The 22,812-nt window shown below is 72.5% G+C and carries 18 protein-coding genes and 1 tRNA gene; 7 read left to right on the top strand and 12 right to left on the bottom strand.

The window, feature by feature from the left end:
* Positions 1-96: 96 nt before the first annotated feature.
* Together JNK30_RS19880 and JNK30_RS19875 are read right to left on the bottom strand one after the other, a co-directional pair.
* Positions 97-786 (bottom strand): superoxide dismutase, encoded by a 690-nt coding sequence (locus JNK30_RS19880; protein WP_293484975.1) that lies wholly within the window; start codon positions 784-786, stop codon positions 97-99.
* 56 nt (positions 787-842) lie between these two features.
* Positions 843-1,613 carry an SH3 domain-containing protein gene (locus JNK30_RS19875; protein WP_293484973.1) on the bottom strand — a complete coding sequence of 257 codons (771 nt, stop codon included), beginning with the start codon at positions 1,611-1,613 and terminating at the stop codon, positions 843-845.
* Between the two features lie 101 nt (positions 1,614-1,714).
* Here JNK30_RS19875 and JNK30_RS19870 point away from each other — a divergent pair.
* The 3 genes from JNK30_RS19870 to JNK30_RS19860 all read left to right on the top strand — a co-directional run bounded on the left by JNK30_RS19870 (position 1,715) and on the right by JNK30_RS19860 (position 4,696).
* Positions 1,715-1,801: transfer RNA gene (locus tag JNK30_RS19870), tRNA-Leu, on the top strand.
* A 103-nt stretch (positions 1,802-1,904) separates the two neighbouring features.
* The gene (locus tag JNK30_RS19865) at positions 1,905-3,866 is read left to right on the top strand and encodes a pyrroloquinoline quinone-dependent dehydrogenase (RefSeq protein WP_293484971.1); all 1,962 of its coding nucleotides are present in this window, start codon (positions 1,905-1,907) and stop codon (positions 3,864-3,866) included.
* Between the two features lie 11 nt (positions 3,867-3,877).
* Complete coding sequence (locus JNK30_RS19860) at positions 3,878-4,696, top strand: hypothetical protein (RefSeq protein ID WP_293484969.1); 819 nt, start codon at positions 3,878-3,880, stop codon at positions 4,694-4,696.
* Between the two features lie 30 nt (positions 4,697-4,726).
* Here JNK30_RS19860 and JNK30_RS19855 read toward each other — a convergent pair whose 3' ends face one another.
* Positions 4,727-7,780: a CHAT domain-containing tetratricopeptide repeat protein gene (locus tag JNK30_RS19855; protein ID WP_293484967.1), complete on the bottom strand. Its 3,054-nt coding sequence runs from the start codon at positions 7,778-7,780 to the stop codon at positions 4,727-4,729.
* A gap of 189 nt (positions 7,781-7,969) precedes the next feature.
* Here JNK30_RS19855 and JNK30_RS19850 point away from each other — a divergent pair, with 189 nt between their 5' ends.
* From JNK30_RS19850 to JNK30_RS19840, 3 genes are read left to right on the top strand one after another with little or no spacing between them, the layout of a single operon-like run.
* Positions 7,970-9,151: an acyl-CoA dehydrogenase family protein gene (locus JNK30_RS19850; protein ID WP_293484965.1), complete on the top strand. Its 1,182-nt coding sequence runs from the start codon at positions 7,970-7,972 to the stop codon at positions 9,149-9,151.
* Positions 9,152-9,171: 20 nt separating this feature from the next.
* The gene (locus tag JNK30_RS19845) at positions 9,172-9,585 is read left to right on the top strand and encodes a MerR family DNA-binding transcriptional regulator (protein ID WP_293484977.1); all 414 of its coding nucleotides are present in this window, start codon (positions 9,172-9,174) and stop codon (positions 9,583-9,585) included.
* Between the two features lie 4 nt (positions 9,586-9,589).
* The gene (locus JNK30_RS19840; protein ID WP_293484963.1) at positions 9,590-10,444 is read left to right on the top strand and encodes an oxygenase MpaB family protein; all 855 of its coding nucleotides are present in this window, start codon (positions 9,590-9,592) and stop codon (positions 10,442-10,444) included.
* A 19-nt stretch (positions 10,445-10,463) separates the two neighbouring features.
* Here JNK30_RS19840 and JNK30_RS19835 read toward each other — a convergent pair whose 3' ends face one another.
* The 6 genes from JNK30_RS19835 to JNK30_RS19810 all read right to left on the bottom strand — a co-directional run bounded on the left by JNK30_RS19835 (position 10,464) and on the right by JNK30_RS19810 (position 16,284).
* Positions 10,464-11,132 carry a sensor histidine kinase gene (locus JNK30_RS19835; protein ID WP_293484961.1) on the bottom strand — a complete coding sequence of 223 codons (669 nt, stop codon included), beginning with the start codon at positions 11,130-11,132 and terminating at the stop codon, positions 10,464-10,466.
* 282 nt (positions 11,133-11,414) lie between these two features.
* Positions 11,415-13,073, bottom strand: coding sequence for an amidohydrolase family protein (locus JNK30_RS19830; RefSeq protein ID WP_293484959.1), 1,659 nt, complete (start codon positions 13,071-13,073; stop codon positions 11,415-11,417).
* Between the two features lie 12 nt (positions 13,074-13,085).
* The gene (locus JNK30_RS19825) at positions 13,086-13,295 is read right to left on the bottom strand and encodes a hypothetical protein (protein ID WP_293484957.1); all 210 of its coding nucleotides are present in this window, start codon (positions 13,293-13,295) and stop codon (positions 13,086-13,088) included.
* Positions 13,288-13,500: a hypothetical protein gene (locus tag JNK30_RS19820; protein WP_293484955.1), complete on the bottom strand. Its 213-nt coding sequence runs from the start codon at positions 13,498-13,500 to the stop codon at positions 13,288-13,290. The genes JNK30_RS19825 and JNK30_RS19820 overlap by 8 nt, the downstream gene beginning before the upstream one ends.
* 2 nt (positions 13,501-13,502) lie before the next feature.
* Positions 13,503-14,753, bottom strand: a complete 1,251-nt coding sequence (locus JNK30_RS19815; protein ID WP_293484953.1) for an acetyl-CoA C-acetyltransferase — start codon at positions 14,751-14,753, stop codon at positions 13,503-13,505.
* A 127-nt stretch (positions 14,754-14,880) separates the two neighbouring features.
* Positions 14,881-16,284 (bottom strand): amidase family protein, encoded by a 1,404-nt coding sequence (locus tag JNK30_RS19810; RefSeq protein WP_293484951.1) that lies wholly within the window; start codon positions 16,282-16,284, stop codon positions 14,881-14,883.
* A gap of 127 nt (positions 16,285-16,411) precedes the next feature.
* On the opposite strand from JNK30_RS19810, the gene JNK30_RS19805 reads away from it, so the two are divergent.
* Complete coding sequence (locus JNK30_RS19805) at positions 16,412-17,455, top strand: hypothetical protein (RefSeq protein ID WP_293484949.1); 1,044 nt, start codon at positions 16,412-16,414, stop codon at positions 17,453-17,455.
* An 8-nt stretch (positions 17,456-17,463) separates the two neighbouring features.
* On the opposite strand, the gene JNK30_RS19800 is transcribed toward JNK30_RS19805, so the two are convergent.
* The 3 genes from JNK30_RS19800 to JNK30_RS19790 form a co-directional block, all read right to left on the bottom strand.
* Positions 17,464-18,216 (bottom strand): hypothetical protein, encoded by a 753-nt coding sequence (locus JNK30_RS19800; protein WP_293484947.1) that lies wholly within the window; start codon positions 18,214-18,216, stop codon positions 17,464-17,466.
* A gap of 139 nt (positions 18,217-18,355) precedes the next feature.
* On the bottom strand, positions 18,356-21,376 hold the full coding sequence (locus tag JNK30_RS19795; protein WP_293484945.1) for an adenylate/guanylate cyclase domain-containing protein: 3,021 nt from the start codon (positions 21,374-21,376) through the stop codon (positions 18,356-18,358).
* A 100-nt stretch (positions 21,377-21,476) separates the two neighbouring features.
* Positions 21,477-22,799: a hypothetical protein gene (locus tag JNK30_RS19790; protein ID WP_293484943.1), complete on the bottom strand. Its 1,323-nt coding sequence runs from the start codon at positions 22,797-22,799 to the stop codon at positions 21,477-21,479.
* Positions 22,800-22,812 lie beyond the last annotated feature (13 nt).

The raw sequence follows: 22,812 nt of genomic DNA, 5'->3' as shown, positions 1-22,812 counted from the left end.
AGACGCGCGCCACGATGCCGGGCCGGTCGTCGCAGGAGAGGGTCAGGATCATCGCGGGGCCAGCCCTTGCCGCCCGGCCCCGCCCAGGTCAAGCCGTCAGACCGTCGGGTGGACGCCCGGTTCGTTGCTGTCCGGCGCGGCCCGGCCCTCGCCCTCCGGGGCCGGATACCGGAAGCCGTCGCCGCCGCCGTTGCTGGCGGCGAGCTGTTCGGCGGCGAACGCCCAGTTGGCGACGTTGTCGAACCAGCGCTCCAGGAACCCCTTCCGGTCGTTCTTGTAGTCCAGGTAGTAGGCGTGCTCCCAGAGGTCGCAGACCAGGAGAGGGAACACCCCATCGCGCACCAGCGTGTCGTCGGCGTCGTGGGTCGAGATCACCTTCAGCCCCTGCGGGCCCGTGACGAGCCAGACCCAGCCGGAGGCGAAGTGGCCCGCGCCCTCGGTGACGAAGGCCTCCTTCAGGGCGTCCAGCCCGTCGAAGCTCTCGTCGATCGCGCGCAGCAGTTCGCCCTCGGGACCGCCGCCGCCCGCGGGTCGCATGCAGCGCCAGAAGAAGGCGTGGTTCCAGGCCTGGGCCGCATTGTTGAAGAGCGACTTGTCCTCGCGCCGGTGCGCCTCGCGCACCACCTCCTCCAGCGGACGGCCCGCCAACCCGGCCTTGGCCGCCAGGTCGTTCGTCTTGTCGACGTAGGTCTTGTGGTGCTTGCCGTGGTGCGTGCGCAGCGTGTCGGCGGACACGAAGGGCGACAGGGCGTCAGGGTCGTACGGCAGCGCTGGGAGAACGTACATGAGTGCCTCGGGGTGTGGGGTCGTCCGCAGAACCCACGCGCGGCGCTTGCGTTCCGTCAGATCGCCGTGAGCTGCCAGGCGCCGTTCGCGCCGCGGCAGGCGTTGAAGCGCTCGCGCACCGGCGCATAGCCCCGCTCGGTCACGGTCTGCTGCACCACCCGGCAGTCGCCGCTGGCCCCGTCGTAGAGCGGCTGGGCCACCGAACGCGAGACGTAGCCCTGGATCAGGCCGTCCTCCACGACGGCCAGCCAGCCGCCGGCCACGGCCCCCGCCGCCTCGAAGCGCTCGCCCGACTGCAGCCGGTCGACGATGGCCGCCTGCGCGTTCGGCGCCGCGCGCATGTTGATCCGTCCGTTGGCCGCATAGGTCCCGCCGGCGCTGGAGGTGCGCACCGCCGGCGTGACGCCCTCGGCGAACCGCCAGCGCCCCACGTAGCCGCCGCCCCCGCCGGCGCTCTCGCCACGGCCGACCACCACGATCTCGCCGCGCGCCCCGGTAGCCGGGTCGGACCACGTCTGCGGCCGGCCGGTCTCCAGCGCGCGCTCGAAGGCCACCTGGGCGTCCTGGCGCGCCTTGCGGTCCATGCGGCAGCCGATGGAGTTGCCGATCGCCGCGCCGATGCCGGCCCCGATCACCGCGCCCAGCGCCCGCTCGTTCTTCGATACCTGGCTGCCCGCCAGCGCGCCGACGAGGCCGCCGATGACGGCCCCGCCGGTGTTGGCGCTTCCGGGCGCGTCGCAGCCGAACAGGCCCCCCAGCCCCGTCTGGGCCGCGGCCGGCGAGGCGGCGAGGGTCAGGGCGGCGGCGGCGAGGGCGAGGCGGCGCATGGTGGATCTCCGAGCCTAGAGTCGCCGCATCATGCCTCCGGCCGCCGGACAAGGCCAAGCTTGCCGTCGCCGAACCAATCGTCGTACCGCTCGGGACCGCTGCGGGCGTGGCGGAACAGGTAGACGCAGCGGACTTAAAATCCGCTTCCGGAAACGGAGTGCCGGTTCGAGCCCGGCCGCCCGCACCATGTTCGCCCTGAGGCATCGCGGGATGCCCCGCCGCTATGGCCGCGCTTGTCGCGACGGCGTCCTGCGGCCGCTATCGTGCGGCCACGACGCACGGAGGGGATCGTGGCGAAGGCGGGAGAAGCGGGGCGGCTCAGCCGTCGCAGCGTGCTGGCGGCGGGCGCCGGCGCGGCGGCGCTCGGGGTCGGCGCCGAGGCCCGTTCCGCGGCGCCCGTCCGGCGGCCGGGGGAATGGCCCGCCTACGGCGCCACCAACGCCGCCACCAAGTACTCGCCCCTGGACCAGATCGACGCCGCCAACGCGGGGCGCCTGCAGGTGGCCTGGGAGTGGCGGTCGCCCGACGCGGAGATCCTGAAAGCCAACCCCAACCTGCGGCCCGGCGAGTTCCAGGCGACGCCGATCATGGTCGACGGCGTCCTCTACACGTCCACCGCCATGTGCCAGGTGGCGGCCATCGACGCCGCCACGGGCCGGACGATCTGGGTCCACGATCCGCAGACCTGGCGGCGGGGACGCTTCACGAGCAAGGGGTTCCAGCATCGCGGCGTGGCCTACTGGGCTGACGGCGCCGACCGCCGCATCCTGATCGCCACCGGCGACAACCGCCTCATCGCGCTCTCGGCCGCCACCGGCGAGAAGGTGGCGGGCTTCGGCCTCGGCGGCGAGGTGGACCTGGGCCGCATCGGCCTGCAGCGGCCGCCGGCTGCCGATCCAGCCGACCTGTTCGGCACGACCTCGCCGCCGCTGATCTGCCGCGACGTGGTGGTGGTGGGCCAGTACATCCACGACCGCGAGATCAAGGCCGAGATGCCGCCCGGCGACGTGCGCGGCTTCGACGTCCGCACCGGCGCGCTGAAGTGGACCTTCCACACCATCCCGCGGAAGGGCGAGCCCGGCTATGAAACCTGGGCGCCCGGGACGGCCGAGCGCAACGGCAACGCCAACATCTGGGCGCCCATGGCGGCCGATGACGAGCTGGGGCTGGTCTACCTGCCGGGCTCTTGCCCGACGAACAACTTCTATGGCGGCGGCCGCCCGGGCGACAATCTCTACGGCAACAGCCTGATCGCCCTCGACGCGGCCACGGGCCGCCGCCGCTGGCACTTCCAGTTCGTGCATCACGACGTCTGGGACTACGACCTGCCATGCGCGCCGAACCTCGTCGACGTCACGGTGCGCGGGCGGCGGATCAAGGCGGTGGCCCAGGCCACCAAGCAGGGCTTCCTGTTCGTGTTCGACCGGGCCACGGGCAAGCCGATCTGGCCCATCGAGGAGCGGCCGGTCCCGCAGAGCCGGATCGAGGGCGAGCGCACGTCCCCGACCCAACCTTTCCCGACGCGGCCCGCGCCGTTCGAGCCCAACGGGATCGGCGAGGACGACCTGATCGACTTCACCCCCGAGCTCAGGGCCGAGGCCCGGGCGATCCTGGCCGAATACGTGGCGGGCCCGCTCTACACGCCCTACGAGACGCGCCCCACCATCACCCGGCCGGCCTGGGTCGGGGGCGCCAACTGGGGCGGCGCGGCGGTGGACCCCGAGACCGGGGTGATCTTCATTCCTTCGCAGTCGTCGATCGCCGCCATGGCGCTGGACCCCAGCGGAGCGCGCAAGCCGGGGGCGAACGAGGCCGAGGAGATCGCCGGGGGCGCGCGCATCGTCACCGGCCCGCGCGGCCTGCCGCTGATCAAGCCGCCCTACAGCCGCATCACGGCGATCGATCTCAACACCGGGGAGCACCTCTGGAGCCGCCCGAACGGCCCCGGCGCCACCGACTCCCCGGCCTTCGCCCCGTTCAAGCTGGGGTGGATCGGGTCGAACCAGCGGGCGGGGCCCCTGGTTACGCGCACGCTCCTGTTCGTGGGCGAGGGCCCGCACGATCCGCGCTTCGGCAAGAAGGTGCTGCGGGCCTACGACAAGGCCACCGGCGCCGTGGCGGCCGAGATCCCGCTGCCTGGCTACACCCTGGGGCCGCCGATGACCTGCATGGCCGGCGGCCGGCAACTGATCGTCTGCGGCATGGGCTTCCGTGGCGAGCCGCACCGGCTCGTGGCGCTCGCCCTGCCTTGAAGGAGGCTCCGATGTCGACCGTTCTGGACCGCCGGGCCGCGCTGGGCCTGAGCCTCGTGGGGCTGGCGACGGCGGTGGCCGCGCCTGCCCAGGCCGTGGGCGCGATGAAGCACTACATCCTCGTCGACCTGAAGCCGGGCGTGGACCAGCTCGTCCTCGACCGCTGGTACATGACCTTCCATGCGCCGGAAGTGCGGCGCGCGTTCAAGGCGTGGCAGCGCAACTACGTCTCGTTCCGCAGCTACCTGCCGCCCGAGGAGGCGAGGGCCGCCTACCGCCTGCTCTACGGCCGGATGACCGAGATCCACTTCGACAGCCTGGCTGACTTCCAGGAGTCGCGGCCCAACAACATCTACAGCGGCCAGGGTCTCGGGGCGTTCACGCCGCCGCCGGGCGGATGGGCCGCCGCGCCCTTCACCTCGACGACCGCGTCGCTGCCGGTGAACCCGCAGCACATGCACCTCAACACCAACACGCCGCCGAAGCAGACGCCGTACCTGCGCTGGATCGTCTTCTTCCGCTATCCGGACGGGGTGACGGCCGAGCAGGGCGACGCCTGGTATCGCGGGTCGTATGCGCCCGAGGCGGCCAAGCGTCCGGGCCTGAAACGGTATGCGACCTACGAAGCCGTCAGCCGTGCGGCGGAGTACCCGCGGGTGGCCGAGCTTTGGTTCGACGACTACGCCGCCTGGAAGGCCGCGTTCCTGCCCCGGCCCCAGCTGCCGGCGCCGCCCTGGGGCGGCCGCGGCCTGTTCGCCGACGGCCTGTCGATGTTCATCGGCGAGAACCCCGACGTCGACTTCGTGAACGACCGGCGCGCCATCCCCTGACCGAGCGGCCGGACGCTGGTCTCGCGGCGCTCAGTCGCCCGCCGCGATCAGGACGAACGGCGCCCAGTAGGCCGGATGCGACCACTCCGCGCGCCAGCCGGGCAGGGGCTTGCCGTTCGGCAGCTTGCCGGTCCGCACGACGCGCATCGCCCGCTGCAGCGCCTGGGCCTTGGTGAGGCGCGGGTTGGCCCTCTGGATGGCCAGCGTCTGGACGGTGAGGGCGGCGGTCGCATCGTCGAACACGCGCCAGTGACTGACCAGCAGCGCCCGGGCCCCGGCGTAGAGGAAGGCGCGAGCCAGGCCCGAGAGGCTGTCGGACCCGGGCCGTCCGTCCGCGCCGGCGGTGTTGCACGCCGACAGGATCACCCAGTTGGCGGAGAGGTTCAGCGCGGCCGCTTCGGAGGCGGTCAGCACCCCGTCGTCCCCGGCCGTGGCCCGGGCCGGCGGCGTCAGCACGAGGCCCGGTTCGTCGACGCCCTTCACCTGGCGCGACAGCAGGCCATGGGTGGCGAAGGCGATGACGTCGGCGTGCGCGAGTTCGGTCGCCGACTTGATCGCGGACTCGGTGGCCCGCGGCCCGAGGCGCAGGCTCGCGGCCGGGGCGCCCAGGGTCCGGGCCATGGCCCTGAGCTCGTCGGCCGTCCCGGGCAGGGGCGCGAAGGCGGCCGCCAGCGCGCCCGGCTCGGCAAGCCGGCGCTCGGCCGGACGGGGCCCGTCCAGCACCGGGTCGCCGAAGCCGACGAAGGCGGTGCGCGGACCGGTGGGGCGGCGGGGCGGCGGGCCGACGCGCAGGCTCGCGACGGCGGGCAGCGTGGTCAGCGCGTAGCGGTCCGAGAGCCAGCCCACGGCGCCGAGCGCCGCGCCGTATCGATCCGTCGGCGGCAGCTTCACCGGCAGGAGCCCCAGCGGCAGCGCGCCGAACGCCCCCGAGGCGGTGACGTAGAGCCTGTCCACGCCGTCCAGCGCGCCCTCCACCGGCGCGAGGACGTCGCGATAGACGGCGTGCGCCATCTGGACGTCGAAGGCGGGGAGGCGGCCGTCGGGCGCCGTGCGGCCGCAGGACTCGTCGTCGAGCTGGCACCGCAGCGCCCGTAGCCGGCGCTCGAGCCCGGCGCTGCCGCCCGCGATCCGGTTCCACGCGGCCTGGTCGCGCGAGACGGCGAACACATGGACGTCCGCGCCGGTCGGGACGATCAGGAGCAGCCCTTCGCCGGGCCGCAGCCGCTTCTGGGCCTCCGCGATGGTCAGCGCGCGCGGGACCACGGCCTCGGCGTAGCGCGGATTTCCGCGGGCGAGGCGTGCGTCGAGGCTCGCGAGTTCCCGTCCGACGGCGTCCAGCGCGCCCCCGATCCGGGCCGCCTTCGCGGGGTCGTTCTGCGGCAGGGCCTCGACGAGCTGGCCCTCCAGCTGCCGCGCCTGGTGGGCAAGGTCCTGGCGGACGCGGGCGTCGGTCGCCCCAGGCCCCAGCGCCGCGCGCGCCGCGGTCTGGGCGAGCGCGCGCGCGGCCGGCGAGACGTCGAGGTCCTGCGCGGCCGTGAAGGCGGCGTCGCGCAGCCGCATGAGTTCGTCCGGACGTTCCTTCCCGGCCAGCCAGGCCACCGAGAGGTAGCGCCGGAAGATGGGGCCCTCGGCCACGCCGGGCCCCGGACTGGAGTCCGCCCGCGCGCGGCGGATCGCGGCGTCCGGGTCCGAGCCGGCGGCCCTCAGGTCGGCGCTGCGCCGGGCCCGCACGATCGCCATGGCCTGGGACGCGAAGACCTCGGCGCGGCCATTGGCGGCGAGGCGATGCTGGTTCTCGGCCAAGGCGTCATAGGCCTTCGCCGTCGCCGGATGGGATTCCCCCAGCACGGCGCGGCGGAGCTGCAGCGCCTTGTCGAGGAACGGAGAGGCCGCGTCGTGGCGCCCTTGTGCGGTCAGCGCCGCGCCCAGACCGGCGTAGGCGTCGGCCGCCGCCGGATGACGTTCGCCGCGCGCCGCCAGCACGATCGCCAGCGCCCGGCGGTGCAGCTTCTCCGCCTCCCGCGGCTGACCTCGCGCGGCCAGGGTCTGGGCCAGGGCGGCGTAGCTGAGCCCGGTGTCGAGGCGGCTTTCGCCCAGCGCGCGGCGACGAAGGTTCAGCGCCTTGCGGAGGAGGGGCTCGGCCTCGCCGTGGCGTCCCTGAGCGGCGAGGTTGGCCCCCAAGTCGGCCGTGTCCGACGCGGTCGCCGGATGGGTCGGCCCGCGCACGTCCCGGTCGGTGGCCAGCGCCATCCGATAGAGGGGCTCGGCCTCGGCGTGACGGCCCTGCGCGTCGAGGTTGGCCGCCACCCGCGCGTAGGCCTGGGCGGTCGCCGCGTCGCGCTCGCCGAACGCGGCGCGGCGCAGGGCGAGCGCGCGCCGGTGCAGGGGCTCGGCTTCCACGTGGCGGCCGAGGTCGTCGAGCGCCGCGGCAAGCGCGCCGAGGTCCTGCGCCAGCCTCGGATCCTTGTCGCCGAACAGCCGGCCGTCGATGTCCACCGCGGCGCGATAGAGCGGCTCAGCCTGGGCGGGCTTCAACGCGGCGCGGAGCACGTCCCCCAGCGCCACCGAGGCGGCGGCCGCCTCCGCGCTGCGCGCGCCGAACACGGCCTGGGTCGACGAGAGCAGGCTGCGCCGAAGCGGCTCGGCCGCGTCGAAGCGGCCCTGGCGCTCCAGCACGGCCGCCAGGTTTGAGACCGCCAGCAGCGTCTGCGGGTCCCGCTCGCCCAAGGCCTTGCGCGAGGCCTCCAGGGCCTTGCGGTAGAAGGGTTCCGCCTCGGCGTCGCGGCCGCGGCGGGACAGCGCCTGGGCGATCCACGACCAGGACGCCGCGGTCACCGCGGCTTCGGGGCCGTACGTGCGCTCCTCGATGGCGGCGCGCCGGCGGGTGAGGGTCTCGACACGCTTCCAGTCCCCGGCCGCGCGTGCGGCCTCGGCGCCCGCCACCAGCGAGCGCCATTCGGCGGCTTCCCTGGCCGTGGGCGCACGGGTCGGCGTGGGCGCAGCGGTTCCCGCTGCGCCCGAGGCGCCGGCAAGCATCAGCGCGGCGAGTCCTGCCAGACCCGCGCGGCGCAGTCCGGGGCGCATGGCGGCTCCCGTCCTTCTACGAATCTCCCACGGAGCGAGCTTACGCCCGCCATCTGCGGCGACGATGGGGCGAGACGCCGCGATCCCCCGATCTGCGGCGATTTTCCCCGTCTTTTCGGGCGGCTTGCCGCAACGACAACGATTTCCAGAACTTGTTTTACCATCGCGGGCCGAGCAATGTGCGCGGCCATGGATCTTGAGCTCAGCGCCGAGGACCTCGCCTTCCGGGACGAGGTCCGGACCTTCCTCGACGAGAACCTCACGCCCGAGCTGCGCGAGGCTGGCCGGCGACTGACGTCGGTGTTCTGCGAGCCCCGGCACAGCCTGCCCTGGCAGCGCATCCTGCACACCCGCGGCTGGGTCGCGCCGTCGTGGCCCAAGGCATACGGCGGTCCGGGGTGGAACGAGGTGCAGCGGGCGATCTTCGCCGCCGAATGCGCCCGCGCCGGCACGCCCAGCCTCTCGCCCATGGGCCTGAAGATGGTCGGCCCCGTGATCATGGGCTACGGCACGCCCGAGCAGAAGGCCTACTACCTGCCGCGCATCCTCTCCGGCGAGGACTACTGGTGCCAGGGCTACTCCGAACCCGGCTCGGGCTCGGATCTCGCGTCACTGCAGCTTCGCGCCATAAGTGACGGAGATGACTACGTTCTCTCCGGCTCGAAGATCTGGACGACCCACGCCCATCACGCCAACCGCATGTTCTGCCTGGTCCGCACCAGCACCGAAGGCAAGCCGCAGCAGGGCATCACCTTCCTGCTGCTGGAGATGAACTCGCCGGGCATCGAGGTGAAGCCGATCATCACCCTGGCCGGCGAGCACGAGGTGAACCAGGTCTTCTTCGACAACGTCCGCGTGCCCAAGGCCAACCGCATCGGCGAGGAGAACCAGGGCTGGACCGTGGCCAAGTACCTCTTGGAGTTCGAGCGGGGCGGGGGTTCCGCGCCGGGTCTGCAGGTGGGCCTGGAACGCGCGCAGGGCATCGCGACCGCGGCTCACGGCGACGAACGGTGGCACCGCCGCCGCATGGCCGAGGCCGAGATCACCGTGACGGCGATCGACATTTCCGAGCGGCGGGTGCTGTCGGAACTCGCCGGCGGAAAGAACCCGGGCCCGGCCTCGTCGATGCTGAAGATCAACGGCACCGAGACCATGCAGCGCATCGACGAGATCTCGGTCGCCGCGCTCGGCCTCTATGCCGCCGTGGATCAGCCGCAGGCGCGCGCCGCCGGCTCCAACATCGCGCCTGTCGGCCCGGAGGAAGGCCTGATCGCGATGCCACGCTACCTGAACAACCGGGCCGCCTCGATCTACGGCGGCTCCAACGAGATCCAACGCGACATCATCGCCCGGCTGGTGCTCGGGCTGTGAAGGAGGAGGAAAAAGTGTCGATGCTGCTCAACCTGCGGCGACCGCCCTACCGGACCTACTCGATCACCCAGCTCTGCCGCGAGTTCGGCGCGACGCCGCGGGCGCTGCGGTTCTACGAGGAGCAGGGTCTGCTGTCGCCCACGCGCCGGGATTCCGCGCGGGTCTATTCCTACAAGGACCGGGCGCGCCTGCAGCTCATCATGCGCGGCCGCCGCGTCGGGTTCTCGATCGCCGAGATCCGGGACATCCTGGACGCGTACGACGAGGACGGCCTGGCCGCCCAGGACGCCGAAGCGCTGAAGATCCACAAGCGCCGGGTGGCCCAGCTCGAGCAGCAGCGCCACGAGGTCGACGAGGCGATCCAGCTGCTGGAAGCGGCGTCGCAGCGCCTCGCCGCCAAGTACCCGGAAGCGGCCGTGGACCTGGACTCCTGACGTCGTGAACGCCTTCGCCGGCCTCCTGGAGCGGCCTGCGGCGAAGCTGCTGGGGGCGGGCCGGACGGACTACCGGTCGCCCGCCGGCGATCCGGGGCTCTTCGGACCCGGCAGCATGGCCTGGCGCGTGCACGCCAATCCGATCGCCCTGGCGGTCGGCGGCGTGGCCGCGGTGATCCTGGAACTGGCCGAACCCCGCGTGCGGACCGGCGTCTGGGAACACTCGATCTTCAGGACCGACCCGCTCGCGCGCATGCAGCGGACCGGCGAGGCGACCCTCGTGACCACCTACGGTCCGACGCGGGCGGCCGAGGCGCGGGTCGCGATGGTGACGCGCATGCACGAGCGCGTCTCCGGCGTCACGCCCGAGGGGCAGGCCTATACGGCGCTGGATCCGGAGCTGATGACCTGGGTCCACGTCACCGCCGGCTGGGGGTTCCTGAACGCCTTCGACCGCTACGTCGCGCCGCTCGGGGCGGCCGCCCGCGATCGCTACTATGCCGAGGGCGCACGGCTGGGCCGGATGTTCGGCGCGCCCCAGCCGCCGACGAGCGAGGCCGACGTCGAGGCTCTCTTCGACCGGATGCGGCCGCGGCTGGTCCCGCATCCCATCGTGCACGAGTTCCTCCGGATCGTCGCCACCACCTCGCCCCTGGGGCTGGTCGGCCGGGCGCTGCAGCCCCTCGTGGTCGAAGCGGCCATCGACCTCACGCCGGCGGACATCCGTGCGAAACTGGGCCTTGCGACGTCGCCGACGAAGCTGGCGCTGGCCCGGGGCGTGCTGGGCGCGATGGCCCGGGCGGCTTCGGCGCCGAGCGTGGTGCGCGACGCCCACGCGCGGGTGGGCCGCACGCTCTGAGCAGCGACAGCCCGGGACGTCAGTCCTCGGACCAGGCCTGGAACGAGCGGTCGACCCGCGGAGCAGCCGTTGCGATGGGCGCCCGGATCGTGAAGATCGCGCCGTCCCGGCTCTGCGCGCTCAAGGTTCCCTTCAGGTCCCGGACGATGGCGGCGACGATCGACATGCCGAGCCCGCCCTGGCCGGCGCGGCCCACGGGGAGGCCTTCGCCCTCATCCGCCACGGTCAGCACCACCTCATGGCCCTCGCGCCGGGCCGTGATGGTCAGCTTGCCGCCGGGCCGGCCGTGATAGGCGTGCTTCGCGGCGTTGATGGCGAATTCGTTCGCGGCGATGCCCAGCTGCTGAGCCATGTCGCCCGTCACCGCCGCGTTGTCGCCCCGGGTCGTGCAGGAGAGGCCCGTGGAACGGGCGATCGCCTCGCCGAGCCCGGCCAGGAACGGCGCGAGGTCGACCGAGGCCTTGCCGCCATGTTCGTGCAGGTAGCGATGCAACTCGCCGACGGCCACGAGGCGGGCCCGGCTGGCCTCCAGTGCGGCCTGGGCATGCGGGTCGCGGGAGCGAAGCTGTTCGAACACCAGCATGTCGGCCGCCAGTTGCAGGCTGTTGGCGACGCGGTGGTTCAGTTCCTGGATCTCGCGTTCCTGGACGGCGAGCCGGGCCTGCGCCTTCGAGAGTTCGCGGGCCATTCGCGGATCTGGCGTTTGGGCGATGGAGAACATGACGCACTCGTTCTCTGCAGTGAAGCTTGTTGCAGCCAGCAAGGCAGCGGCCTTCTGCACCGCCCAGGACGACGAAACAGACAGTCACGTCAGACCGTTCCCGACTATATCAGAAAATCGGGCAAAAGAACGGCGTTAGGCTCGGATGAATACAGAAAATTTGGATTTACGTTAACGTCTCATTAATCAATGAGCGGCCCGGACCCCGGAAAGGACAGTAAAGGCGGCCCCTCAGCGATCCGGCCTACTTCACACGCAGACGACGCCTGAGCGGGAGTCCGTGTAGGCGCCGCTCCGATACGCCACCTCGCCATTCACCAGGACGGTGTCGATCCCCCGGGCGGCCCGGACGTAACGCATGCCGTCGCCCGGCATGTCGAAGGCGGGTTCTTCCTCGCAGCGGTCGATAGTGTCGGCGTCGAAGACGACCACGTCGGCGGCGAGGCCCGGCCGCAGCCGGCCACGGTCCTTCAGGCCCCAGATGTCGGCGGTCTCGCCGGTGATCTTGGCGACCGCCTTCTCCAGGCTCATGGCGCCCGCCTTCCGGACGAACTCCGAGAACAGGTAGCCCGTGTCGCCGTAGGTGGAGAACGAAGCCAGGTGCGCCCCGCCGTCGCTGGCGCCGATATGCACCAGAGGGTTGGCGAGCATCGGTCCGATCCGGTCGGTCGACTGGTGGCCCTGGCTGGCCGACAGGAACGCCACGTCGAGGCCGTTCTCGAGGCTCAGATCGATCAGGGCGCGGGCCGGGACCTGGCCGCGGGCCTTGGCGATCTCGGAGAGGGTCTTGCCGGCGAGGTCCGCCGGGCACGCATCACCGCCGCGAGCGACGAGCCGGCCCATCATGGCCTCCCCGCCGTCGGGGCCGCAGTCGGCGATCATCTTCTCCACCGTCTCGGGATCGCGCAGGGCGGCCAGGCGCTGCTCGAGCGGCTGGCGCAGGATCCGCACCCAGCGGGGGAGGCGGGCGAAGAACAGGCTGGGGCGCAGAAGGCTGAACGAGATGTCGATCGGCCGGGTCTGCATCTGCGGCCAGACGCGCGCGCCGCGGGCGAACTGCTCCTCGACGCGGGCGATGGCGCGCTCGGCGTTGTCGGGCACCGCCAGGGTGTCGAACAGCGGCGAGAAGGTGGTCGGGATGTTGTGCTTCAGGCTCAGCTCGGCGAGCTGGTCGATGCGCGCGATGGTGATGTCGGTGGCGTAGAACTCGGGCACCACCTGCAGCATCCGGCCGTACTCGCCCAGCACCGCGGCGAGCGCGTCCAGCTCCTCGAACTGGGCGAAGCGGCTGGGCACCGGGCGGCCGTGCTCGTCGAGGTCGACGAAGCTGGTGGACAGGCCCACGGCGCCCGCGTCCAGGCACTGACGCAGCAGGTCCTGCATGGCCGCGATCTCTTCGGGCGTCGCGGCGCGCTCCTGGGAGGCCGGGCCCATGACCCAGAGCCGGATCACGCTGTGGCCCACGAGCGGCGCCACGTTGATCGACAGGTTCTTCTCGATGGCGGCGCGATAGCCCGCGAAGTCTTCCCAGGTCCACTCGAAGGCGGTGGTGAAGGCCTCGGGGGGCATCTCCTCGATCTGCTGGAACATGCCCACCACCGCGCGGCGGTCGGAGGCCTTCAGCGGCGCGAGCGAGAGCGAGCAGTTGCCGGGGACCACGCACGTGATCCCGTGTTCCAGCGCCGGCTTCGCGGCGCCGTCCCAGAGGAGCTGGACGTCGAAGTGGGTGTGCGGGTCGATGAAGCCAGGCGCCACGACGCGGCCGGCGGCGTCCACCACCGTGCGGGCCTCGCCGTCGACCTTGCCGACGGCGGCGATGCGGCCGTCCTTGATCGCCACGTCGCCCCGGAAGCCGGGCGCGCCCGAGCCGTCGACGACCAGGCCGTCCTTCACGATCACGTCGAACATCGCGTTCCTCCGCTAGCCCTGCGGCATGATCAGCCGCCAGGACTGTCCGTAGAGATCCTCGAGGCTGGACGCCCCGCAGGCCTCCATCAGTTTCAGGCCGGTGTCCTCGTCGAGGAGCACCGGATGCTCCGAGCCGTCCGGATGCAGGAGGCGGACGACAAGCTCGGCCGAGCCGTCGTGGCCGGCGACGATGTCGGCCCCGACGATGACGGCCTCATCCATGGCCGATCGGCGGCTCCACGAAGATGACGTCCGATCCCAGCATCAGCCCGGGCGGGCGGCGCATCGCGAAGACGTGCAGGTTCCAGCTCTTGATCCGGTCGACCGCGGACTCCAGCGGCTCGTCCGGGAGCGCGCGCGCCGCCAGCTGCTCGACCGTCTCGTCGGGACCCGGCGTGACGAACCGGCGCTGGCGGCTCAGCGTCATGCTCAGACCCGCTCGACGATGATCGCCGGCGCCATGCCGCCCGCGGCGCACATGGTGACCAGGCCGCGCTTGAGGTCGCGACGCTCGAGTTCGTCGACGATGGTGCCGATCAGCATCGAACCCGTGGCGCCGATCGGGTGGCCCAGCGCCATCGCGCCGCCGTTCACGTTCACCTTCTCGCGGTCCAGCTTCAGGTCGCGGATGAACTTCTCGGCGACGACGGCGAAGGCCTCGTTGATCTCCCACAGGTCGATGTCGTCGACCGTGAGCCCGGCCTTCTGCAGCACCTTGCGGGCCGCCGGCACCGGGGCGTTCAGCATCAGGGTCGGGCAGTCGCCGACGTTGGCCATCGCCACCACGCGGGCGCGGGGCTTCAGGCCGTTCTTGCGGGCGTAGGCCTCCGAGGCGATCAGCACCGCGCCCGAGCCGTCCACGACGCCCGAGGAGTTCCCGGCGTGGTGGAAGTGCTTGATCTTCAGGTCGGGGTACTTCTGGTTGATGAGGCCGGCGAAGGTGGTGCCCTTGTCGTCGAGGGGCACGTTGGCCATCGCCTCGAACGAGGGCTTCAGGCTCGCGAGGCCCTCGAGGGTCGTCTGCGGCCGCGGGAACTCCTCGTGGTCCAGGGCCAGCGAACCGTCTTCGCGGTAGACCGGCACCAGGGCGCGGTTGAACGCGCCTTCGGCGATCGCCTTGGCGGCGCGCTGCTGGCTGACCAGCGCAAGCTCGTCCAGCGCCTCGCGGGTGATGCCTTCCATGGTGGCGATGGCGTCGCCGCAGACGCCCTGGTGGCTCTGCGGGTGCTTCGCGCGAAGGCGCAGGTTGCCCGAGTCCATCAGCGGCGGGCCGTCCTCGGGGTTGCGCGGCGGGGCGGACGAGGCCGTGTAGCTCATCATCTCGCAGCCGCCGGCGATGACCAGGTCTTCCATGCCGGACATGACCTGCGCGGCGGCCAGGTTCACCGCGGTGATGCCCGAGCCGCAGTAGCGGTCCAGCGTCACGCCCGAGGCGCGGATGTTGTAGCCGGCGTCGAGCGCGGCCATCCGGCCCATGTCGCCGCCCTGCTTGCCGCGCTGGGATGAGCAGCCCCAGATGATGTCGTCGACTTCCTCGGTCTTCAGGTCGTTGCGCTCGGCCAGGGCCTTCAGGACCGCGGCGCCCAGGTGCTGCGGGTGGAAGTCGGCGAGCGCGCCCTTGCCGACCTTGCCGATGCCGCGCGGCGTGCGGACGGAGTCGATGATGTAGGCTTCACCCATGGTCTGTTCCTCGCGATGCGGTCGGCCGATAGCCGTTCAGGGGGAAGAATCCGCCCCGGACGTTGGGTCAGTCTAGCCCTTCCTTTCCCGGCGCACCTCGTGTCCGGCGCGCCGCGGGAGAGCAAGGTCACCGCGCCCAGAGCGACCTGGCCAAGACGCCCACCTTCGCCTCGATGGCCGCAGCCGCATCGAGGCAGACGTCTTCCCGGTAGCGCGAGCCGATCAGCTGGACGCCCACGGGATGGCCGTCGAGCAGGCCTGCCGGCGTGACCGCCACCGGCAGGCCCAGGACGCTGATCGCGCCCACGAAGCGCAGATCGTTCCAGAAGATCTGGCGCACCGCCGCGTCGCCCTTGAGGTCGGCGTCGAACGCCGGGGTCGGGCGCACCGTCACGGGGGCGAGGATCACCGGGAATTCCTCCAGGAAGGCGAGCCAGTCGCGCAGCACCTTCGCCCGGTGCGCCACCGCGCGCATGTAGCCCGGCCCGTCCAGGATCGTGGCCATGTGGGTGATGCCCTCGAGCGCCCCGATGAACGGCGCGCTGCCCAGCTCGCGCATCTGGGCGGCCTGAAGGGTCTCGATCTCGGTGGAGATCAGGTCGCACCACAGCTTCCACGTGCCCGAGATGTCCGGGACCTCGACCTCGACCACCTCGTAGCCGCCGTCCGCCAGGTGATCGGCGGCGCGGTCCACGAGCGCGAGCACGCGGGCGTCGCAGTCGAGGTCGTCCGGCATTTTTGCCTTGGCCACCCGCCGGGCGACCGGCGGACCCTCGAGCGGGGCGGGGACCCACCAGGGATCGCGCGGGTCGCGCCGGCTCATGGCCGCCAGCGCCAGGCGCACGTCGGCCACCTCGCGGCAGATCGGGCCCTGCACGCTCATCAGCTGCGCCATCGGCGGCCGCTCGGCCGTGGCGCTCGGGTTGAAGGCCGGCACCCGCCCCAGCGTCGGCTTGATCGTGCAGACGCCGTTCACCGCCGCCGGCCACCGCAGCGAGCCGCCGATGTCGTTGCCGTGGGCGACGGCGCCGATCCCCGCCGCGATCGACGCCCCGGCGCCGCCGGAGGAGCCGCCGCAGGTGATCGCCGGGTCCCACGGATTCAGCGTCTGGCCATGCAGCGGGTTGTCGGTGAAGGCCCGCAGCGAGAACTCGGGCGTGTTCGTCTGGCCGATCACGATCGCGCCGGCCTTGCGGAGGTTCGCGGTCACCGGAGAATCGCCCGGCGCAATAACGCCGGCCAGCCCGGGCACGCCGTTGGAGTTGGCCTGGCCCTCGACGTCGATGTTGATCTTGATGGTGACCGGCACCCCGTGCAGGGGCCCCGGCGGATCGCCCGCCGCTTGCGCCGCGTCGGCCGCCTTGGCCGCGGCGAGGGCCTGATCCGAAAGGTCGACGACCACCGCGTTGATCGCCGGGTTGGCGGCGCGCATGCGGGCGATCGCCGCCTCCGTGACCTCGACGGCCGAGACGCGTCGCTCGCGGACCGCCGCGGCCGTCTCCGCCGCCGACCACTGCCAGATGTCCGTCATGCCTCGCCCCCGCTTTGCCCAGACGCTACGCCCGCCGGCGCCGGTCCGTCGAGGTCCGCCGCGGCGACGCGCTCGCCCGCCGCCACTGGCCGTGGTAGGTATCGAAAAAAGGGTATGGAGGACGCTGATGGTTCGGAAGCTCCCGGCGCTGGCCGGACTGGTGTTCACGACGGCGCTGACGGCGGGGCCGGCTCTGGCCCGCGATGTGGGCGGGGTGGCGTGCACCACGCCCCAGCCCGTGCGCTGCGACGGCGAGGCCTGCGTCCCGGCGCTGGCCGACCTGGGAAACGCCACGGACGCCAAGACGGGGCGCAAGTTCTGGCTGGACTATCCCTGCGACCTGAAGCCGAACGAGAAGGTCACCTTCATCCTCAACCTCCACGGGGCGGGATCCGTCGGGAACTGGCAGCGCCACTACTTCCCGGCGTCGGACTACGTGCAGAAGCACCGCCTGGTCGTGGCGACCCCGACCGCGGCCACCATGGCCTCCATGGGCTCGGGGCCCGGCGTGCGCCGGTGGGATGCGGCCGCGGACGACGCCCACCTGCAGAACATCACGGACTTCGTCTTCGGCGCCTTCGGCCGCCAGAACATCCGGGCCATGTGGCTGGCGGGACATAGCCAGGGCGGCTTCACGTCCAGCCGCATCGTCTGCACCGACTACTTCAAGGGCAAGGTGGACGGCTGGCTGTCGCTGTCCGGCGGGCGCGTGGGCCAGGCGCCCTTCGTCGCCGCCTTCGGGCCGCCCCGGGCCGACGGGTCGCCCCCGGCCCCGCGGCCGCGCGGCGCCATGCCGGCCAGCGCGCCGCCGGCCTGCGACTTCAGCCACATCTTCGCCGTGGGCCAGTACGAGATCGAGAACCTGCCGCCGACGTCGCCCCTGGCCGAGAGGTTCGGTTGCGCGCCGCGGGTGCGCCAGAAGGACATCGTGGACGAGCGGCCCGGCTATGTCTGGGACTACGCCCGCGCCGGCTACAAGGTCTGGGGCATGAAGGCGCGGCCGGGGACCAGCGAGGTCTACGCCTATCCGAAGTGCCGCGACGGACGCGTGGTGGCCGACGTGGTCCGCATGGACAAGGGCCACACCGAGGGGCTGGAGCCCAAGGTCACCGAGGCTCTGGTCAGGATGATCGTCGCGGCGCCCGGCGGGAAGGCGCAGAGCGGGGGCTGAAGGCGAACCTAGGGGCCGGGCGCGCGCTGGCGCGCCGCCGGCGGCCGCTGGGGGGAGAGCGCGAGGTTCAACCGGGCCGCGCTCGTCGCGGGCTCGCCGCCCTGTGAGCGGGACCGCTCGCGGTCTTCGCAGGCGATGCGCTGGCTGCCGTGCAGGCCGCGGCAGTCCGCCGGAATCACCGGCATCCCGCCCGACGCGACGATCACCGCTCCGCGTCCAGGGCCATTGTCGACCGACGAGGGCCCGGCCGGCGGCTGGCCTGGCGCCGGGGCGGCAGGGGGCAGATAGGGTCCCCGGCTGTCGCGGGCCGCCGCGTCGGCCGGGACCGCCGCCCGGGCCAGCGACGTCACCTCGGGTGTTGCGGGTGCGGTCCGCGGCGCCCGCGCCGCCACCGCCGGGCGCTCGTCTCGTCCGGCCGGAGCATCCTCCACGACGGCCGGCGGCGCGGTCTGCAGGATGGCGATGCGCGGCGGCGTCGCGGCGTCGCGGCGGGGTTCGGCGCCCGGGGGGTTGAGCGACAGGTACGCCCCGCCCGCCGCCAGCCCAAGGGCGGCCAGCACGGCGGCGCTCCAGGCGTAAACCCGCGCCCTGCCTTGGCGAAGCGGCGCTGCGGCCTCGGCGCCGCCCACGCGCCCGGGGCCTCCGGCGAGGCGTGCGTCCAGCGCGCGCGAGACGTGGTCGGCCAGTTGCCGGCGGCCCGTCGCCTCGCTGCTGGCGAGCAGGGCCCGCAGCTGGGCGACCGACAGGGTGGCGAGGTCCACGCGCAGGCTGGCCGCCGCATCCGGGGCCCTACCGTTCCCTCTGCCTTGCCGAAGCGCCATGCGCTGTCCCTGCCTCGTCCACATAGCCAAGCGTTGGCGACGGCGGGGGTTCCCGGTGCGGCTTCGCAAGGACGCCGGCTCAGGCGCCCGAGGCGTCCCACACCCCGTCCCAGCCCGCCGGCGGCGGCGAGCGCCGCAGCGTCTGCGCGCGCTCCAGCATGAGGCGCGAGGGGCCGTCCTGGGGCGCCGCCGCAAGCGCCGCCTCGAAGGCCGTCACGGCCTCGTCGTACTGCGCGGCGGCCAGAGCGCTTCGGCCGCGGGCGTAAGCGTCCAGGGTCGCCTGCGGCACAGGCGCGTCCTGGGTCAGCACCTGGAATATGCGGGCCGGACGCCGCCGGCCGCGGACCTTCAGCGCGTCCAGCTCGCGCAGGACGTGGCCCTCCACGGCGGCCGCCGTGTCCTCGCAGACGATGACGCCGACGCCATAGGCCTTTGTCACCCCCTCGAGCCGGGAGGCCAGGTTCACGCTGTCCCCGATGACGGTGTAGTCCATGCGCTTGGGCGAGCCGATGGTGCCGGCGACGACCTGGCCGGTGGCGATGCCGACCCCGAGGCGCACCGGCGGCAGGCCGCGGCCGCGGCGGCGTTCGTTGATCTCGCTGATCATGCCGGTCATCGCGACGGCGCTGTCGACGGCGTTCTGGGGATCGCGGTCCGAGCTCAGCGGCGCGCCATAGACCGCCATGATCGCGTCGCCGATGTACTTGTCGAGCACGCCGCCGTTGGCCGCCACCGCCTCGAAGAGCTCGGTGAAGATCTCGTTGAGCATGTCCACCGTGTCGCGCGGGCCCAGGTGCTCGGCGAGGCTGGTGAACCCGCGGATGTCGGCGAACAGCACGCTGGCCTGGCAGGCGGCGCCGAACAGCAGGGCGTCGTCGCGGCCCATGATCTGGTCCACCACCTCCTGCGTCATGAAGCGGCGCATGGCCCCCTGCAGCCGCTTTCCTTCGGTGATGTCCTCCACCAGGATCAGCAGGCCCACCCGCTCGCCCCCGGCGACCAGGGGCACGATCGAGATGTTGGCCGAGATCGCGTCGCCCCGCAGCGTCTTCAGGTCGGCGTCGAGCAGCGTCTTCGGCTGGCTGCTCGAGGCGACCGCGGCCAGCTCGGCCAGGAGCCAGGGATTATGCTCCGCCACCTTCAGGTTCAGGCCCTCGGGCAGCTCGGCGTCCGGATCGACCCCCAGGATGCGGCAGGCGGCGGCGTTCAGCTTCACGATCTGCGCGTCGCGGTTCAACGTCACCACGCCGGTCGACATCGAACGCAGGATGCTGTCGTTGTAGTTCCGCTCCGACGCCACCTCGCCGAACAGGGTGGCGTTCTCGATCGCCACCGCCGCCTGGGCCGCGAAGGCCCCGATGCGCGCGGCGTCGGCCTCGTCGAACACCGCGCCGTCCAGCCGGTTCACGGCCTGCATGACGCCCAGCTTGCGCCCGTCCCGCGTGATGATGGGCGCCGAGATGACCGTCCTGGTGCGGTAGCCGGTGGCCCGGTCCACAGCGGCGTTGAAGCGGGGATCGGCGTAGGGGTCGGTGACCGTCTCGATGACGCCCCTGGTGAAGCAGTCGCCGGCGAGCCCGGCGCTGGCGGCGAAGCGGATCTCGCGGCTCTCCAGACCTTCGGCCACCATGGACCAGAGCTCGTGCGAGCGCTCGTCGTAGAGGAACAGGGAGGCCCGGTCGGCCTGCAGGATCTGCGAGGTGGCCTGAACGACCCGGCGAAGGAGCGGCTCGAGCTCGATCTCGCTCGCGATGGCGATGTTCACGTCCAGGAGCTGGCGCAGCTCGCGGCTGTTCAGCTCGGCGGATTCGATCGCCCCGTCCCACCGCTGGGCCATGATCACCAGGTGGCTGAGCAGCATGACGAACATGCCGAGCGGCATGAGGTCGAGCCCTGCGCCCGCCTGGGGAATGAAGCCGTTCGCCATCAGGTCGGTGAAGATCAGGGTCGCGAAGAACACGACCATGCCCAGCAGGTAGACGGCCGCGCCCTCGCGCCCGCGCACGGTCGCGGTGATCACCAGGGCCAGGACGTAGGCCATCACGGCGATCCGCACCCAGAGCGAGTAGTAGGCGACGAACGACAGGCCCAGCAGACCGCCATAGGCGGCGCCGATCACCAGGGCCGCGAAGTCGGCGACCAGGACCGCGATCATCGCCCGGAGCGCCAGCCGCGGGCTCTCCTGCGGGAACAGGTGGCTCGTGTAGATCACCATCGCCGTCAGCGAGACCACGACGGTCAGGTATTCCAGCGCGCGCATCGCCAGCAGCGGCATCGACGGCGCCAGCAGGAGCAGCAGGTTGTCGTGGCTGAACATCGCCAGGACCGGCATCACGGTCACGCAGGCGACGCCGAACCATAGCCAGCCCAGTTCCTTGCGGCGGAACACGAAGATGACCAGCCCGTAGCAGGCCAGCAGCAGGCACGAGCTGAGCAGCAGCATGCTGCGCAGCCAGTCCATGGCGATCCATCGCGTCATCTGCTGGGCGGCGCCGAACACCGGCGCCGCCTCCAGGCCGGTGTCGCGCTCGTGGAAGCCGGAAATGTCGATCCGGATGTCCAGCGGTCCGCCGTCGGCGTCGATGGCGACGTCGTGGGCGCGGATGACCGGGGCGGTGGTCGCCCGCGTGAGACCGGGCACGCCTTCCTGCGAGAGGACGCGGCCGTTCACGCTCACCCGCGAGGCGGTGTAGATCGTGGGTACGTAGAGGATGTAGCGCCCGGGCTTCACGCCGGTGAGCCGCAGGCTGTAGCTCACGGCGCCGTGCATCGGCAGGCCGCTGTCGCCGGCGGTCCAGAGGCTCGGGACCTCGATCGGCCGCACGGTCCCGGCCGGCGGACCCGGTGGGCCGCTGAGCCACGTGAGGCGCCACTCGCCCCCCAGTTCGACCGGCGCGCTGAGGGGGCCATGCCCAGAGAAGTCGACGGCGCCGTCCACCGGGCGCGGCGCCGAGCCGTCCAGGGAGGCCACGAAGATCGGCGCGCACAGCAGGCACAGGCTCGAGATGATGGCGAGCGCCAGGACGACCAGCCCGTTGCGTGGGGCGGCGAGGGCGCGGAAAGGCGCGATCGCTCCTGCCGCGCGGTCCGCTGCCGCCAACGCCACCCCCTCCATGCGCCCCGCCGGGGTCACCTTGGCCCGGTCCGCAACCTATGACTGCCCCAGAGCGCCGCGCCGGTCCATGCCCGAAACGCTTGCGTCAGGCGTCGATGCCTGCGAGGCGGTCAAAGCGGGCCCAGGTCTGCACGAAGTCCGACGGCGTCGCTCCGAGGGCTGCGCCCGCCAGCCTGGCCTGCCAGGCCGCTTCCGCCGACTCGGCCGCCTGCCAGCAGTCGGCGACGGTCCGCGTCCGTGTGGCGGCGTCCGCGTCGCGCACCGCGGTGATCCTGCGGCGGATGTCTTCCTCGAGCGCGTCGCGCTCTGGCGCGATGTGCATCAGCGCGGCCTGGTAGTCGCCGCGGATGACCGCGCGGTGCAGTCGCTCGTGCCGCCACCACAGCGTCGAGAGGTCCTCGCGGTCGCCTGCGGGCGGACCATGCTGGGGCAGCGGCAGGTCGACGAAGGCGGGCTTGAAGACCGAAAGGCATGGCGCGGCCGTGCCGGTCACCCAGGCGAGGGGCGGGGCCTCCGCTCGCAGTTCGGCCGCCATGGAGCCGGTGGTCTGGCCGCCGCGATCATCGCCCGCGGCGTGCATGCAGACAGAGCGTGTCGGCGCCGTGGCGGGACTCCATTCCGCGGCGCCTTCATCTCCGTGCGTGCGCAGGGCGGCCATCACCGCGCCGAGGCCGATCGACGGCGCGTCGGCCGCGAGCCGGCCCGCCGACTGCGCCTGGCGCAGGCGCGCCTGTCCCAGGTGCTCGCGCTCGGGGTCCGCCAGCGCCTCGGCGTAGCCCCGCGCGGCCGGATCCGGCCAGCCCGCGTCCGCGATCACGCCGTCGAGCCCGTCGCTCCGCCGGTCCGGTCGCGCGATCGAATAGATGTTCGAGATCGTCCGGGCGCCCGTCGCCCGCTCGACCAGCCACTCGCGACCCACCGTCTCGAGCACGAAGGCCTCCTGCGGATCGGCGACGATGTAGCTGTTGTGATAGAAGGCCGGCGCCAGGTGGCCGCAGTCGCCGCCCTGGCCGTGCTCCGCCAGCAGGGCGCAGATCACCTCGACCGCCTCGGCCGCGCTCTGCGCCCGCTGCAGCGCGAGGCCCGCCAGGTCCATGCCGATCAGCGCCGGCGCCTCCGGGGGCGGCCCGCGCGTGTAGACGGCCTCGTTCCCGATCGCCACGCCGTGGACGTTGAGGCCCATCTCCGGACCCCAGGTCCAGAACGGCCGGCAGAACAGCGTCCTGTGCGTGCGCCGCGACTGCGGGACCGACACATAGGTGCAGGCGACGGTCTCGCCCGGACCATGCTCGCCGCCCTCGACGATCTGGAGGACGTGCGCCTCGTTGCGCTGGCGGTCGCTGTTCTTGCCGAACAGCATGACGCCCCCCGCCGTCACCTGGGGCGTCGCCACGACGGTGTCACACATGGTTCCTCCCGGG

The sequence above is a fragment of the Phenylobacterium sp. genome (assembly GCF_016793225.1).
GTDB lineage: Bacteria > Pseudomonadota > Alphaproteobacteria > Caulobacterales > Caulobacteraceae > Phenylobacterium.
This window is presented reverse-complemented; position numbering and strand designations above follow the sequence as displayed.

Bases quoted from the DNA above. Each gene is read 5' to 3' on its own strand.
- JNK30_RS19810 (WP_293484951.1), bottom strand. From the start codon at position 16,284: ATGACGGACATCTGGCAGTGGTCGGCGGCGGAGACGGCCGCGGCGGTC.
- JNK30_RS19860 (WP_293484969.1), top strand. From the start codon at position 3,878: ATGTCGACCGTTCTGGACCGCCGGGCCGCGCTGGGCCTGAGCCTCGTG.
- JNK30_RS19875 (WP_293484973.1), bottom strand. From the start codon at position 1,613: ATGCGCCGCCTCGCCCTCGCCGCCGCCGCCCTGACCCTCGCCGCCTCG.
- JNK30_RS19880 (WP_293484975.1), bottom strand. From the start codon at position 786: ATGTACGTTCTCCCAGCGCTGCCGTACGACCCTGACGCCCTGTCGCCC.
- JNK30_RS19855 (WP_293484967.1), bottom strand. From the start codon at position 7,780: ATGCGCCCCGGACTGCGCCGCGCGGGTCTGGCAGGACTCGCCGCGCTG.
- JNK30_RS19845 (WP_293484977.1), top strand. From the start codon at position 9,172: ATGCTGCTCAACCTGCGGCGACCGCCCTACCGGACCTACTCGATCACC.
- JNK30_RS19835 (WP_293484961.1), bottom strand. From the start codon at position 11,132: ATGGCCCGCGAACTCTCGAAGGCGCAGGCCCGGCTCGCCGTCCAGGAA.
- JNK30_RS19825 (WP_293484957.1), bottom strand. From the start codon at position 13,295: ATGGATGAGGCCGTCATCGTCGGGGCCGACATCGTCGCCGGCCACGAC.
- JNK30_RS19815 (WP_293484953.1), bottom strand. From the start codon at position 14,753: ATGGGTGAAGCCTACATCATCGACTCCGTCCGCACGCCGCGCGGCATC.
- JNK30_RS19790 (WP_293484943.1), bottom strand. From the start codon at position 22,799: ATGTGTGACACCGTCGTGGCGACGCCCCAGGTGACGGCGGGGGGCGTC.
- JNK30_RS19820 (WP_293484955.1), bottom strand. From the start codon at position 13,500: ATGACGCTGAGCCGCCAGCGCCGGTTCGTCACGCCGGGTCCCGACGAG.
- JNK30_RS19850 (WP_293484965.1), top strand. From the start codon at position 7,970: ATGGATCTTGAGCTCAGCGCCGAGGACCTCGCCTTCCGGGACGAGGTC.
- JNK30_RS19805 (WP_293484949.1), top strand. From the start codon at position 16,412: ATGGTTCGGAAGCTCCCGGCGCTGGCCGGACTGGTGTTCACGACGGCG.
- JNK30_RS19830 (WP_293484959.1), bottom strand. From the start codon at position 13,073: ATGTTCGACGTGATCGTGAAGGACGGCCTGGTCGTCGACGGCTCGGGC.